The following is a 13,797-nucleotide window of genomic DNA, read 5'->3' as shown; positions in this document are numbered from 1 at the left end:
TCGGCATCGCTCGGAACCGTACCTGACGTCTTCCCACACGCGCGTCACGATGCGCTGCATCTCGCTCGCGCCGGCGTGGTTGTCCCCGGGTTCAAGCAGCAAGCAGCCTGTCTGGTCCTCGACCAGGGCTATCGCTTTATCGAAGCGAGTCGCTCGGTCGACGGTGCAGGCGGCGGCGTATCCGGTGACGGCGACAGCGAGGTTGATGCTTTCGTCGATATCGCCGCCGCGATTTGCGTGGCCGCGTCTTGCAGGGGCGGCACGAAGCGTCGCACGGCATCTGCGGGACTCACGGTCTGATCGAGATAGATCACGTTCAGACTGGCGAGCACACGACCTTCGGATGGGATAGCGACTGCCACGGCACCGATCTTGCGCTGGTCGTGCCAGTCGCCGTGATTCGAGCCAAAGCCGTTGTCGCGCGTTTGTCGCACGAGGTTGCGGATAAAGGCGTCGTCGCTGGCGAAGCGCTGCTGCAACTCGCCACCGGCGCGTGTGCGCAGCAAGTCGAGAATGTCTTCGCGTTCCGTGTCGGGACACATGCCGAAGTAGGCGCGTCCGGCGGCGGTGAACAACATCGGCAGGCGACGGCCGACCATCGCACGGTGAAACGACAGCGGGCTGAAGCGATGTGTTGTCTCGCGAATGATCATGGCGTCGCCATCCGGTGTGGTCAAGTCCGATGGCCATACGACGCGCTGCATCAACTGCCCCATGATGGGGGGAGCGACGGTCGCGACACGCTCGTCGTCGGTGAAGCCTTCGCTGAGCGAGCGCACGGCGAGTGCCAGCCGAAAGGTGTCGTCCGACGTGCTGCGTCTCACGAACCCATCCTCCAGCAAGGTCTCGAGCAAACGCCGTACGGTCGTGCGATGCAGGCCGGTGGCTTCGCTCAGTTGCGCAGGCGTTGCGCGACCCCGTTCCATGACGTTCATCGCTCGCAACACCAATAACCCGCGCGACAGTCCTCGCACATTCGGATACTTGCTCATCGAAAAGTCCATGTAAATCAATGTTGTGCATTCTATGCACATTTCAGTGAAATTGTTGAACGCATTTCGTGACCTGCCTAGACTCCACAGAAAATCAGAACACTAACGGAGACGCCGTCCCAATCCGTCCGAACGACATTTGCCGAAGGCGAGTCGTTTGACAGCGGATCCTGGCCCGACCGGAGCCAACGAAGCGAAAACAAGCGGACACCACGATCCGCCACCGATTGACCTACAGCAGCACGCCATCAGTACGCGCGGAACCGGCGCGGGGGCGCGCTTGTGCCCAAGAAAAGTAAAGGAGTGAGACACATGGCTGCATCCGTCAATGCGTCCAATGCCGTGGCCGACATCACAACCGACGTCGCCATCGTCGGCGCCGGCCCCGTCGGGCTGATGATCGCCAACATCCTCGGCCTGCAAGGCGTGCGCGTCACAATCATCGAGAAGCTCGATCAGCTCATCGATTACCCGCGCGCGATCGGTCTCGACGATGAAGCGCTGCGCGTGTTTCAGGCAGTAGGCCTCACCGATGCCTTGCTCCCGCACACCACGCCCGATCACTGGATGCGCTTTCTCACGCGCGACGGCCATTGCTTTGCGTCGATCGAGCCGCGCACCGACGAATTCGGCTGGTCGCGTCGCAATGCGTTCATCCAGCCGCTGGCCGACCGTGTACTGTTCGACGGCCTGGAGCGCTTCGCGCACGTTCAGGTGCTGTTCGGTCATGGCGTGGAGGCCTGCACTCAGGACGAACGCGGCGTCACGCTGACCACGTGCACCAGTGATTGCGAAACGCGCACGGTTCGCGCGGCTTACGTCGTGGGCGCGGACGGCGGCAACAGCCTGATTCGCCGCCTGCTGCAAGTGCCGTTCGAAGGGCGCACCAAGCCGAACCAGTGGATCGTGGTCGACGTGCGTAACGACCCGGTCGGCTCGCCACACGTGTACCTGCATTGCGATCACGAGCGCCCATATGTATCGGCCGCGCTGCCGCACGGCATTCGTCGTTTCGAATTCATGGTGATGCCGGGTGAGACGGAAGAGGAATTGTCGAAGCCGGAAAATCTGGCGGCGCTGATCCGCAAGGCGGTCGCGTATCCCGACAAGGTCGACTACATCCGAAAACGGGTCTACACGCACAACGCGCGGCTGGCCGGAACGTTCCGAGTCGGGCGGGTGCTGCTCGCGGGCGACGCCGCGCACATCATGCCGGTGTGGCAGGGGCAGGGCTACAACAGTGGCATTCGCGACGCCAACAATCTCGGATGGAAGTTGGCGATGGTCGTGAAGGGCCAGTGCCACGACGGGTTGCTCGATACCTACACGGCCGAGCGCCGTGCGCATGCGCGCGCCATGATCCATCTGTCCGAAGTGGCGGGCGACATCTTCGCACCGACCACGCGCTTTGGCGTGCGCTTTCGCGACGCCTTCGTGCGCAGCTTCAATTGGTTTCCGTCCGTCAAACGTTACTTCGTCGAGATGCGCTTCAAGCCGATGCCGCGCTACGAAGAGGGTGTGGTCCTGCTCCCGCCACCAACGAGCACCGGCGGATGGCTCGCGCGGCTGCTTGAGCGTTCGGGCAATTCGGCGCCGGGCCGCCTGCTCGGCCTGATGAGCCAGAAGCGCGAGTCCTGGCTCGGCCGGAGGGTGTACGGCCGCGATCCGTCTGCCAACTCCCCGGCGGGGCGTCTCTTCATTCAGCCGCGAGTGCGAACGATCGACGGGGAAACCAAGCGTCTCGACGACGTCATCGGCAATCACTTCGCCGTGATCGGCTGGGGGGCCGATCCTACATTCGGTCTGACGCCGGAAGCACGTGCCGTCGCACAGAAGCTCGGCGTTCGCTTCGTGCTCGCCAAGCCGGACACCCAGCTCGGCTATATGGACGACGTGCCGGAAGGTGTCGTCACGATCGGTGATGCGCAGGGCCGTCTCAAGGAGTGGTTCGGTGCGCGCGCTCAGTCGGTGGTGTTGATGCGCCCGGACCGCTTCATTGCGGGGGTATGCGCACCGCAGGAAGTCTCGGACTCACTTGTGCAACTCGCCCGCAAGGCGGCGCTCGCCGACGACCCGATCCGTCTCGTGACGAGCGGACTCTCGCCGGTGCCCCAGCGCGTCGAAAGCGACATCGCGTTAGCCATGGTTGCCGGAGCCTGAGAATGCCGATTCATCTCGAATGCCTGTCCCACACGCCGCTGCACGGCTATTTCGACCCCGCCGATGATGTGGTCTCGGAAGTGGGCCGCGTACAGGCGGCTGCGCGAGAGCGTGTGCGCCAGTTCGCCCCGGAGCTTGTCGTCGTGTTCGCGCCCGACCACTTCAATGGCTTTTTCTATGACGTCATGCCGCCGTTCTGTATTGGCGCGCAGGCCACGGCCATTGGTGACTTCAATAGCCTCGCAGGCACGCTGCCCGTGCCGTCGAACACCGCGCACGCACTCACGGAGCACGTGTTGTCCTGCGATATCGACGTTGCCCTGTCGTACCGCATGCAGGTCGACCACGGTTTCGCCTATGCACTGGAAGTCCTGACGGGCAGTCTCGATGCCTATCCCGTCGTGCCGGTATTCATCAACTCGGTCGCGCCCCCGATGGCGACGCTTCGCCGCTCACGGTTGCTTGGCGATGCAATCGGCCGCTTCTTCGCGCAAACGGACAAGCGCGTGCTCGTGGTCGGCTCCGGCGGCATTTCGCATGAGCCTCCTGTGCCCGGGCTCATCGGCGCGACCGAAGAAGTCGCCGAGCGTCTGATTGCCGGACGCAATCCGTCGGCCGAATCCCGTGCGGCGCGTCAGGCGCGCACCGTCGCCGCGGCGAAGGCCTTTACGGCGGGAGACAGCCATATGCATCCGCTCAATCCGCAATGGGACTGCGATTTCCTGAAAACCCTGACAGACCGCGACTGGCGCGCCGTCGACGCGATGAGCAACGACACCATTACGCGAGAAGGCGGCAAGTCCGCGCACGAGATCCGCACGTGGGTTGCCGCGTTCGCGATGCTCGCGGCCTACGGCGAGTACCGCGCGAGCGTCGATTACTACCGTCCAATTCCCGAATGGATTGCGGGTTTTGCTGCCATGCACGCTGTGCCGCAACCGCCGTTGGCCGCAGTGGCCTGATCACGAGAAACGAGACCAAACAAGGGGATTTTCCGATGTCGAATGCCCAACTGATTCAAACGCTTGCCGACCGCCTTCGCCAGGCGGAAGCCTCACGTCAAACCATTGCGCCCGTGCGCGGCGAGATCGCGCTCGACGACATGGCCACCGCCTATGCGGTGCAGCAGCGCAATGTCGACGCGCGAGTGGCCGATGGCGAGCGCATTGTCGGTCGCAAGATCGGCCTGACGTCGTTGGCCGTGCAAAAGCAACTGGGTGTGGACCAGCCTGACTTCGGCGCGCTGTTCGCGAGCATGGCACGCGGCGATGCGCAGCCGATGCCGCTTGCCAGCCTTATCCAGCCGAAGATCGAAGCTGAAATCGCGCTTGTACTCGAGCGTGACCTGACGCACGAGAAGCACACATTCGCTGACATTCTTCGCGCGAGCGCCTACGCCGTGGTGGCCGTGGAAGTCGTCGACAGTCGCATCGAACAGTGGAATATCCGCTTCGTCGATACCGTGGCCGACAACGCGTCGAGTGCACTGTTCGTACTCGGCAGCCGTCCCGTGAAGCTCTCGGATGTAGATCTCACTGCCTGCGCGATGACCCTCTCGCGCGACGGCGAAGTGCTGTCGCGCGGTAACGGCGCGGCGTGCCTCGGCAATCCGCTCAATGCCGCCGTCTGGCTCGCGGACCGCATGGCACAGCTCGGCACGCCACTGCGTGCGGGCGAGGTCGTGCTCACCGGTGCGCTTGGGCCGATGGTGCCCGTCACGCAAGCCGGCACGTTCGTCACCGAGATCGAGGGACTGGGCAGCGTGCGCGCCGCCTTTGCGTGAGGCAGGTCGCGTTCGGCATCCGATCCATCAGCGTTACAGGGCAATACCGGCATCACCCGCCATCGCGGTGATTTCGCCATCGACACCATGACCGCCATCAAGAGCGGACTTCGTGAATCTGGAGACTCAGCAATGAATGCATCATCCCAAAGCGTCGCGGCCTCGAAGGGAAGCCTCGCGACGATCGGTTTGTGTCTGGCCATCGCACTGCTCGAAGGCCTCGATCTGCAATCGGCTGGCGTGGCAGCACCGCGCATCGCAAAGGAGTTCGGTCTGAGCGTGGCGCAGATGGGGTGGGCGTTCAGCGCCGGCGCCATCGGACTGCTGCCGGGCGCCGCGCTAGGCGGACGGCTGGCCGATCGCTGGGGGCGCAAACGCGTGCTGATGTTGTCTGTCGCGTTGTTCGGCATTTTCTCGCTTCTTACGGCACACGCGTGGAGTTTCGAATCGCTGCTGACGGCGCGCTTTCTCACCGGTCTGGGCCTTGGCGCTGCCATGCCCAACCTCATCGCGCTGTGTGCCGAAGCGGCGCCGCAGGGGCATCGGAACAGCGCCGTGGGCGCGATGTATTGCGGCATGCCGTTCGGTGCGGCCCTCGCGGCCGTCATCGGCATCGTCAGCCCGGGCGAGGAAGGATGGCGTCATGTGTTCTACGTCGGCGGCTTCGGTCCGTTGCTGATGGTGCCGTTGCTTGGCCTGTGTCTGCGCGAGTCCGCGCAATTCGTCGAAGCGCGCCTCGCACGGACATCGAATGCCGCAGCGCCGAACGCCACACTCGGTGTAACGCACGCGCTGTGGAAGGAAGGCCGCACGCGCACGACCATCGCGCTGTGGCTCAGCTATCTCGGCACGCTGATCGTCCTGTATTTCCTGATGAACTGGCTGCCGTCGATGGTCGTGGCCAACGGATTGTCCCGTGAACAGGCGGGCGTGGCGATCATGATGTTCAACATCGGTGGCGGCCTCGGTGCCATCGGCATTTCGAACGTGATGGACCGTTTTTCGCCGCGCCTGACGGTGATCGGCATGTATCTCGGCATTGCGTTGTCGCTGGCTGGGCTGTCGAGCGCCATCGGTGCGTTGACGATGGCTTGCGGTGCGTTCTTCTGCGGCCTGTTTCTCGTGGGCGGACAGTCGGTGCTGTATTCGATGGCGGGACAGGCGTATCCCACCGAAACTCGCGGAACGGGCGTTGGCGCAGCGGTGGCGATCGGCCGGCTCGGCTCGATTCTCGGACCGCTGATCGCGGGGCAATTGCTTGCGTTGGGGCAGAGCGCGTCGATGCTCGTGTCGTCGAGCATTCCACTGATCGTGATCGCCGCCATCGCCGCATTGACCGTCGTGGGCACGTTCGAGCCGCGCATCGTGGCGGGCGTAGTTCAGCCGGGACGTTGAATACGCGCTCCCGAAGTGCTGCAATTTTCAGGTTTTGAATTCTTGAATCTCTGAGTTTCCGATTCTCGGATTCTTCGATTCTGGTAAAGGAAGGTCATCATGACGGCAATCACTGAAGCGTCGACAAGCCGCTTTGTCACCATTCGCGACGCGGACACCGTGTTTCGCATTCATTACAACGACACCGGCAGCGGTACGGAGACGGTCGTGATGCTGCACGGCTCGGGGCCCGGCGCCACGGGCTGGGCCAATTTCAACCGAAACGTCGAACCGTTGGTTGACGCCGGTTATCGCGTGCTGCTCGTTGACTGCCCTGGCTGGGGCAAGAGCGATCCCGTGGTCAACACCGGATCGCGTTCGGAGCTCAACGCCCGTGTGCTTAAGGCCGTGCTCGACGAGCTGGACATCCAGCGAGTGCACATCATTGGCAATTCGATGGGGGGGCACAGCACGGTGGCATTTGCGTTGTCGAACCAGGCGCGTGTCGGCAAGCTGATTCTGATGGGCGGCGGCACTGGCGGCCCGAGCCAGTTCGTGGCGATGCCGACCGAAGGCATCAAGCTGCTCAACGGCTTGTACAAGGAGCCGACCATTGAGAATCTGAAGCGCATGATGAATGTGTTCGTCTTCAATGCCAGCGCGATCACCGACGATCTGATGCAGGCGCGGCTCGACAACATGCTCGCGTCGCGCGAACATCTCGAGAACTTCGTGAAGAGCCTCGCGGCGAACCCGAAGCCGTTCACGGACTACGGCGCACGTCTTGGCGAAATCGCTGCGCCGACGTTGATCGTCTGGGGACGCGAAGACCGCTTCGTTCCAATGGACGTCGGTCTGCGCCTGCTGGCGGGGCTGCCCAACGCCCAGTTGCACGTGTTCAATCGCTGTGGCCACTGGGTGCAGTGGGAGCACGCCGACGCCTTCAATCGCATGGTCCTCGATTTCCTGGCGCATTGAAGTTGGGACGGTCAGCGCAAGTTTTCCCTCGGGGAGGCCCCATACGCGCACCGGCGGGTGGGGCGCCCGTAGCAGCGACGTCTCCCCCGATTGAATGCGCCCAATACACGAGCGAACACTTCCAGGCGCTGCTCAAGGAGCAGGGCATCACGTGCAGCATGAGCCGTGCCGACGAGGTATGGGACAACTCCGCGATGGAGAGCTTCTTCAGTTCATTGAAGACTGAGCGCACGGCTCGTAAAGTGTATCTGTCCCGAGAGCAGGCGCGTGCCGATGTGTTCGACGATATCGAGCGGTTCTACAACCCGACGCGCCGGCATTCGACGCTCGGCTACGTCAACCCGATAGCGTTCGAAAAAGCGCAAGAAGCTTAGGTCGGTGTCCACCGAATCGGCAGCAGCCCACACGATTGTTCGTAAATGGCCGCAAACTGCGGCTCAGTATCTGGGTTGCTCAGGGCGATGCAGATCCTCGTCACTTCATTACCGCGAAATTCATAATTATCGAACGCTGAACGAGTTAGCCATCGGCGATGGGGATGACCTATTAGTCTTCATCCCGAGCGCCTGGTGTGGGCGCCGGTGGTTGTAGAAACGTATCCAGTCACCGATCACGCGGGCGGCATGCTGAATCGTCTCGAAGCGTTGCCGATGCACGCATTGCTCTTTCAACGTACGGATGACGCGCTCAACCATACCGTTCTGTTGCGGGCAATGCGGTGTGATGAACTCTTGGCGCAATCCGTAGCGGCGTACCAGCGTCGTGTAGCTTCGCGAGGTAAACACCAAGCCGTTGTCTGAGCGCAGCAAGAACGGAGCGGGCACGCGACCAAGCGTGCCGAAGCGAGCGATCAGGGCGTGTTCCAGTGCGCTGACGGCCGTGCAGGCTTTGCCACTCCGCGACAAGCGCCAGCCAAGCAGTTCGCGCGTATGGCAGTCGATCACCAGTGAAATTAGACTCTTCGAACTTTTCTTGCTTTTGGCTGCTCATCTGCGGCCTCGCGCAAGTTTTCACTCGGGTACGTCTCGTACGCGTACCGGTGGGCCGGGCACGCATGGCAGCTCAATTCGATGCGTATGAACGCGCATTTCGCTGTTTCTGCATGACTTGCCATCGTTCAAGAGAGCGAGCAAAAGCCCACCTGACGCAAGGTTTTGTATGGGGCATGGCCACATGCCCATCGCGATTCACTGCTCAAATCTCGTACCTGTTCGTCACTTCGACCGTGGCAAACGTGTGCGCCCATTAAGGGGGAGAGCTACGGTTGTCCCGTATGTCATTGATTTCATAAGGTTTGTATCGGCTGTCGATCTGGCGAGTTCAAAGTTGAGTGAACAAAGTTCAAAATTCAGTGAATCTCGACATCGATTTCCCCCCGGGAAAACCCCGTGTCTTGAAATCGTCAACCCTCGTCCCTATAATTAGCACTCGTTGGCGCAGAGTGCTAACGCCATGAATTCACCAAATATGCAAACGTTTGCATATTTAGGTTTTGTCGATCTCACAGAGAGAATGAGGAGCTTGTAATGAACCTTCGTCCCTTGCATGACCGCGTTATTGTCAAGCGCCTGGACAACGAAACGAAGACCGCATCGGGCATCGTGATCCCTGAAGCCGCTGCTGAAAAGCCGGATCAGGGCGAGATCCTGGCAGTCGGCCCGGGCAAGAAAGACGATCAAGGTAAGTCGATCGCACTCGATGTGAAGGTGGGCGACCGCGTTCTGTTCGGCAAGTACGCCGGCCAAAGCGTGAAGGTCGATGGCCAGGAACTGTTGGTCATGCGTGAAGAAGACATCATGGCCGTCGTGGCCGCCTAAGACTGTCTCCCCCAGACATCTACGTAAAGTATTCAAGGAGTTAATGCAATGGCAGCTAAAGAAGTCGTTTTCGGCGATGCCGCTCGTTCCAAGATGGTCGAGGGCGTCAACATTCTCGCCAACGCCGTCAAGGTGACCCTGGGCCCGAAGGGTCGCAATGTCGTGCTCGAGCGCAGCTTCGGCGGCCCGACCGTGACCAAGGACGGTGTGTCGGTCGCCAAGGAAATCGAACTCAAGGACAAGCTCCAGAACATGGGCGCGCAAATGGTCAAGGAAGTGGCTTCCAAGACCAGCGACAACGCCGGTGACGGTACCACCACCGCCACGGTGCTGGCCCAGTCGATCGTGCGCGAAGGCATGAAGTACGTGGCCTCGGGCATGAACCCGATGGACCTGAAGCGCGGCATCGACAAGGCCGTTACCGCCGCCATCGAAGAACTGCGCAAGATCAGCAAGCCCTGCACGACGAACAAGGAAATCGCGCAAGTCGGCTCGATCTCGGCCAACAGCGACACCTCGATCGGTGACTACATCGCCAAGGCGATGGACAAGGTCGGCAAGGAAGGCGTGATCACCGTCGAAGACGGCAAGTCGCTGCAAGACGAGCTGGACGTCGTCGAAGGCATGCAATTCGACCGCGGCTACCTCTCGCCGTACTTCATCAACACCCCGGAAAAGCAAGTCGCGATCCTGGAGAACCCGTTCGTCCTGCTGTTCGACAAGAAGGTCTCGAACATCCGTGACCTGCTGCCGGTGCTCGAGCAAGTCGCCAAGGCTGGCCGTCCGCTGCTGATCATCGCCGAAGACGTCGAGGGCGAAGCCCTGGCAACGCTGGTGGTCAACAACATCCGTGGCATCCTGAAGACCTGCGCCGTCAAGGCCCCGGGCTTCGGCGACCGCCGCAAGGCCATGCTCGAAGACATCGCCATCCTGACGGGCGGCCAGGTCATCGCCGAAGAAATCGGCCTGACGCTGGAAAAGGCTACGCTCAACGAACTGGGCCAAGCCAAGCGCATCGAAATCGGCAAGGAAAACACCATCATCATCGATGGTGCCGGCGAAGGCGTGAACATCGAAGCGCGCGTCAAGCAAATCCGTGCCCAGATCGAAGAAGCCACGAGCGACTATGACCGTGAAAAGCTGCAAGAGCGCGTGGCCAAGCTGGCCGGCGGTGTTGCAGTGATCAAGGTCGGTGCCGCGACCGAAGTCGAAATGAAGGAAAAGAAGGCACGCGTCGAAGACGCGCTGCACGCTACCCGCGCTGCCGTGGAAGAAGGCATCGTCCCGGGCGGTGGTGTTGCGCTGCTGCGCGCTCGCGTGGCCGTCGCCGACATCAAGGGCGCCAATCCTGACCAGGACGCCGGTATCAAGATCGTCCTGCGCGCCATGGAAGAGCCGCTGCGCCAGATCGTCGCCAACGGCGGCGAAGAAGCCAGCGTCGTTGTGGCCAACGTGATTGCCGGCAAGGGCAACTACGGCTACAACGCTTCGAGCGGCGAGTACGGCGACCTGGTGGAAATGGGCGTTGTGGACCCGACGAAGGTCACCCGCACCGCACTGCAAAACGCCGCTTCGGTGTCGGGCCTGCTGCTCACGACCGACTGCGCCGTTGCCGAACTGCCGAAGGAAGATGCACCGATGGCCGGCGGCATGGGTGACATGGGTGGTATGGGCGGCATGGGCATGGGCATGTAAGTCTCGCAAGAGACGGCATGACGGGGTGCCGCAAGGCACCCCACCTGCCCGGTCGTCGGGCTTCGCCACGGAATCTTCGATTCGGCGGCGCAAGCCCGTACCGGAAACGGCAACGAGTTCTTCGGAATTCGTTGCCGTTTTTTTATGCCTGGGCGTTTGGTGTGCCGGCGTCGCGATGTGGCGTCTGGGATGCGGCAAGCGGTGTCATGGCCGCGATCTCATCCTGCATCCACTGCCAGAAGGCGTGAATCGCATGCTCGCGCGGATGATTCTCCCGCCAGCTCACGTGATATTCGAGGCTCGGCGCAATGCGGACATCACCAATCTGCACCAGTTCGCCGGACGCGAGCGCATCGCGCACGAGCAAGCTGCGTGTGGTGGCAACCCCTTGTCCGGCCATCGCCGCACGCAGGAGCAACCCGGAATCGTCGAAAATCGGCCCGCGCGTCGGCTCGTGCGGCGTCAGGCCGGCGGCGACCTGCCAGTCGCGCCAGGATCGATAAGCGAAGCGCAGCATCGGCAGTTTGGGCGTATCGGCCACGGTGAACCCGGGCACGCGCGCGATCACATCGGGGTGGCACACGGCGATCACGTAGTCGTCGAGCAGCTTGCGTGTCACGAATCCCGTCGCTTCCACCCGTTGATGCCAGATGCCGACATCGACCGAATAGGGATCGGGCGCGGCGATATCCGCGTGAATTCGTACCACCAGATCGATATTGGATTGCCGCTCGCCAAAGCGGCCCAGCCGAGGAATCAGCCATTGTGCCGCCAGATCGGTCATGACGCTGATTTCCAGGCGCACGATCGCGGGCGACCCGCTCGATGCCGTGCCGGCCCGGGCTTCGGTCATCGCCTCGTCGAGTTCCGACATCCCGATACGCACTCGCTCGGCCAAACGCGCCCCGACACTGGTCGGGATCATCCGCGCCCCCACGCGGCGAAACAGCGTCGTGCCGAGCTGCTGTTCGAGCGAGCGCATGTGATGACTCACCGCACTGTGCGTCAAATTCAATTCGTCGGCCGCCCGCGTGAAGCTACGGTGGCGGGCTGCGGCTTCAAGCGCCCGCAGCGATTGTAGGGGAGGGAGGTGAGGGAACATGATGTCAAATTTTACTCACAATACGGACGCAAAGGTTTCGTTGGCTTCGTGAGGGGGTTCCGTCGACAATCGATACCCAAGCAAATGATCAGGGTATGGCTTCATGTCGAAGGCACTTCGCATCTTCGTGTTGTTCGCCTGCGGGTACTTCGTCTCCTACGTGTATCGCGGCGTGAATATTGGGTTTGCGCCGTATATGACAGGCGACCTCGGCCTCTCGTCGGCCGACCTCGGATTGTTGACGAGTCTCTATTTCCTCGGCTTCGCCGGTGCCCAATTGCCGGCGGGCGTGCTGCTCGACAAATTCGGCCCGCGTCGGGTGGCGTCGCTGGTGCTGCTGCTCGCGGCGGCCGGTGCCGTCCTGTTCGGACTGGCGCACGGCGTCGGCGCTTTGATGGCGGGACGCTTGTTGATCGGTGTCGGTGTGTCGGTGTGTCTGGGCAGCGCGTTCAAGGCGTTGGCCCAGTGGTTTCCGGTGGCGCGTCTGCCCTTGCTCAACGGCCTGGTGATGGCCGTGGGCGGCATCGGTGGGGTGGTGGTTGGCACGCCGCTCAACTGGCTGCTGGGGCTGACTGACTGGCGCATCGTGTCGTTCGGGCTGGCGGCATTGACCGTCTTCATGTCGGTCGCGCTGTGGTTCGGTGCCCCCGAGAAGCCGGGCTCGCACGCGCAAGGTGGTTTGTCCGAGGCGCTCAGGGGCGTTCGCCAAGTACTGGGAAGCGGAATGTTCTGGAAAGTGACGTCACTCTCCGGTATTACGCAGGGCGTGTTCTACGCGATGCAATCGTTGTGGATGGCGCCGTTCATGCGCGACGTTGAAGGGTTGTCAGCGTCGCAGGCGGCCTCGCTGGTTTCGGTCGTGGGGCTCGCGATGATGGCCGGGAGTGTGGTATTCGGTGCGGCCGCGCGCTCGCTCGAACGCCGCGGCGTGAGCGTGTTTGCCTTTTCCGGCAGTGGGATGTTGTTGTTCGTCGTGGTGCAGTTACTGCTGATGCTGCGCGCACCGATTCCGCCGGTCTGGCTTTGGGCGGCCTACGGTATCTTCGGCGGCACGGGCATCCTGTCTTATGCGGTGTTGGCGGAGCATTTCCACGGCACGCTGATCGGGCGCGTGAACACGTCGCTCACGCTCGTTATCTTCCTGCTGATCTTCTTGTGTCAGGTGGGCGTCGGGGCCGTGCTCGGCGCTTACGCGGCGCACAGCGCGCAAGCACATTTTTCCGCCTGGACGATTCTGATCGCGCTGCAGGCGCTCGGGGCGGTGTGGTACTTCTGGCCGCAACGCCAGCGTAGCTTCAGTCCTGCGCCACCCAATCCCCCGACTTCCCCCCATGCTTCTCCATCACCTTCACATCGGTGATGGTCATGCCTCGATCCACCGCCTTGCACATGTCATAGATGGTCAGCAGGCCGATTTGAACCGCCGTCAGCGCTTCCATCTCCACCCCCGTGCGGCCGATGGTTTCGACCTGCGCGCGGCAGTGGACGGCGCTCGCGCCCTCATCCACCAGAAACTCGACCGTCACACGCGTGAGCGCCAGCGGATGGCATAGCGGAATCAGATCGGCGGTGCGCTTGGCGCCTTGAATCGCCGCAATGCGAGCGATACCCAGCACGTCACCTTTCTTGGCCGTGCCGGTGCGAATCAGCGCCAGCGTTTCCGGCTTCATCTGAATGGTGCCGCGCGCCACGGCGATACGATGCGTGCTGTCCTTGCCGCCGACATCAACCATGTGGGCCTGACCGGCGGTGTCGAAATGGGTGAGTTCTGCCATGAGTCGATGCTGAGAAGAGGTTGCGATAGTGTCGGGAGACGGTTCGCGAGCGCCTTTTGCGTGCGAAAGGATAGCGCCGTTTCGGATGAGTTTTGCCTGTATTGACGACGTATTGGCGATG

General features: G+C 62.2%; 11 protein-coding genes and 2 pseudogenes. 9 read left to right on the top strand and 4 right to left on the bottom strand.

From position 1 onward, the window contains the following. Positions 1-128 precede the first annotated feature (128 nt). Positions 129-992, bottom strand: coding sequence for a DNA-binding transcriptional regulator (locus PTE31013_RS18830; RefSeq protein WP_246174711.1), 864 nt, complete (start codon positions 990-992; stop codon positions 129-131). A gap of 312 nt (positions 993-1,304) precedes the next feature. On the opposite strand from PTE31013_RS18830, the gene PTE31013_RS18825 reads away from it, so the two are divergent. The 6 genes and pseudogenes from PTE31013_RS18825 to PTE31013_RS18800 form a co-directional block, all read left to right on the top strand. Further along, the gene (locus tag PTE31013_RS18825) at positions 1,305-3,152 is read left to right on the top strand and encodes a bifunctional 3-(3-hydroxy-phenyl)propionate/3-hydroxycinnamic acid hydroxylase (RefSeq protein ID WP_150614284.1); all 1,848 of its coding nucleotides are present in this window, start codon (positions 1,305-1,307) and stop codon (positions 3,150-3,152) included. Between the two features lie 2 nt (positions 3,153-3,154). After that, the gene (locus PTE31013_RS18820) at positions 3,155-4,114 is read left to right on the top strand and encodes a 3-carboxyethylcatechol 2,3-dioxygenase (RefSeq protein ID WP_150614283.1); all 960 of its coding nucleotides are present in this window, start codon (positions 3,155-3,157) and stop codon (positions 4,112-4,114) included. A gap of 35 nt (positions 4,115-4,149) precedes the next feature. Next, entirely contained in the window at positions 4,150-4,935 is a 786-nt protein-coding gene (gene mhpD / locus PTE31013_RS18815; RefSeq protein WP_150614282.1) for a 2-keto-4-pentenoate hydratase, read from the top strand. 132 nt (positions 4,936-5,067) lie between these two features. Then, positions 5,068-6,330: a 3-(3-hydroxy-phenyl)propionate transporter MhpT gene (mhpT, locus tag PTE31013_RS18810; protein ID WP_150614281.1), complete on the top strand. Its 1,263-nt coding sequence runs from the start codon at positions 5,068-5,070 to the stop codon at positions 6,328-6,330. Positions 6,331-6,429: 99 nt separating this feature from the next. Next, positions 6,430-7,287 carry an alpha/beta fold hydrolase gene (locus PTE31013_RS18805; RefSeq protein ID WP_150614280.1) on the top strand — a complete coding sequence of 286 codons (858 nt, stop codon included), beginning with the start codon at positions 6,430-6,432 and terminating at the stop codon, positions 7,285-7,287. 98 nt (positions 7,288-7,385) lie between these two features. Further along, a pseudogene (locus tag PTE31013_RS18800) lies at positions 7,386-7,661 on the top strand (integrase core domain-containing protein); the annotation flags it as partial. Positions 7,662-7,787: 126 nt separating this feature from the next. Here the strand turns inward: PTE31013_RS18800 and PTE31013_RS18795 are convergent. After that, positions 7,788-8,246 (bottom strand): annotated as a pseudogene (locus PTE31013_RS18795) (transposase); the annotation flags it as partial. Between the two features lie 567 nt (positions 8,247-8,813). On the opposite strand from PTE31013_RS18795, the gene groES reads away from it, so the two are divergent. After that, positions 8,814-9,104, top strand: a complete 291-nt coding sequence (groES, locus tag PTE31013_RS18790) for a co-chaperone GroES (protein WP_017231613.1) — start codon at positions 8,814-8,816, stop codon at positions 9,102-9,104. 48 nt (positions 9,105-9,152) lie between these two features. Further along, entirely contained in the window at positions 9,153-10,799 is a 1,647-nt protein-coding gene (gene groL, locus PTE31013_RS18785) for a chaperonin GroEL (protein ID WP_150614279.1), read from the top strand. Between the two features lie 142 nt (positions 10,800-10,941). Here groL and PTE31013_RS18780 read toward each other — a convergent pair whose 3' ends face one another. After that, a complete protein-coding gene (locus PTE31013_RS18780) occupies positions 10,942-11,901 on the bottom strand; it encodes a LysR substrate-binding domain-containing protein (protein WP_150614278.1) in 960 nt (319 codons plus the stop codon). Positions 11,902-12,004: 103 nt separating this feature from the next. Here PTE31013_RS18780 and PTE31013_RS18775 point away from each other — a divergent pair, with 103 nt between their 5' ends. Then, positions 12,005-13,261 carry an MFS transporter gene (locus tag PTE31013_RS18775; protein ID WP_150614277.1) on the top strand — a complete coding sequence of 419 codons (1,257 nt, stop codon included), beginning with the start codon at positions 12,005-12,007 and terminating at the stop codon, positions 13,259-13,261. Here PTE31013_RS18775 and moaC read toward each other — a convergent pair. Next, the gene (gene moaC / locus PTE31013_RS18770; protein WP_150614276.1) at positions 13,197-13,676 is read right to left on the bottom strand and encodes a cyclic pyranopterin monophosphate synthase MoaC; all 480 of its coding nucleotides are present in this window, start codon (positions 13,674-13,676) and stop codon (positions 13,197-13,199) included. The genes PTE31013_RS18775 and moaC overlap by 65 nt on opposite strands. Between the last annotated feature and the right edge of the window lie 121 nt (positions 13,677-13,797).

This window comes from Pandoraea terrigena, assembly GCF_902459705.1.
Classification (GTDB): Bacteria; Pseudomonadota; Gammaproteobacteria; order Burkholderiales; family Burkholderiaceae; genus Pandoraea; species Pandoraea terrigena.
This window is presented reverse-complemented; position numbering and strand designations above follow the sequence as displayed.

Excerpts from the sequence above, each read along its gene's own strand:
- PTE31013_RS18825 (WP_150614284.1), top strand. The coding sequence starts at position 1,305 with ATGGCTGCATCCGTCAATGCGTCCAATGCCGTGGCCGACATCACAACC.
- mhpD (WP_150614282.1), top strand. The coding sequence starts at position 4,150 with ATGTCGAATGCCCAACTGATTCAAACGCTTGCCGACCGCCTTCGCCAG.
- groL (WP_150614279.1), top strand. The coding sequence starts at position 9,153 with ATGGCAGCTAAAGAAGTCGTTTTCGGCGATGCCGCTCGTTCCAAGATG.
- PTE31013_RS18820 (WP_150614283.1), top strand. The coding sequence starts at position 3,155 with ATGCCGATTCATCTCGAATGCCTGTCCCACACGCCGCTGCACGGCTAT.
- PTE31013_RS18780 (WP_150614278.1), bottom strand. The coding sequence starts at position 11,901 with ATGTTCCCTCACCTCCCTCCCCTACAATCGCTGCGGGCGCTTGAAGCC.
- groES (WP_017231613.1), top strand. The coding sequence starts at position 8,814 with ATGAACCTTCGTCCCTTGCATGACCGCGTTATTGTCAAGCGCCTGGAC.
- moaC (WP_150614276.1), bottom strand. The coding sequence starts at position 13,676 with ATGGCAGAACTCACCCATTTCGACACCGCCGGTCAGGCCCACATGGTT.
- PTE31013_RS18805 (WP_150614280.1), top strand. The coding sequence starts at position 6,430 with ATGACGGCAATCACTGAAGCGTCGACAAGCCGCTTTGTCACCATTCGC.
- PTE31013_RS18775 (WP_150614277.1), top strand. The coding sequence starts at position 12,005 with ATGTCGAAGGCACTTCGCATCTTCGTGTTGTTCGCCTGCGGGTACTTC.
- PTE31013_RS18830 (WP_246174711.1), bottom strand. The coding sequence starts at position 992 with ATGAGCAAGTATCCGAATGTGCGAGGACTGTCGCGCGGGTTATTGGTG.
- mhpT (WP_150614281.1), top strand. The coding sequence starts at position 5,068 with ATGAATGCATCATCCCAAAGCGTCGCGGCCTCGAAGGGAAGCCTCGCG.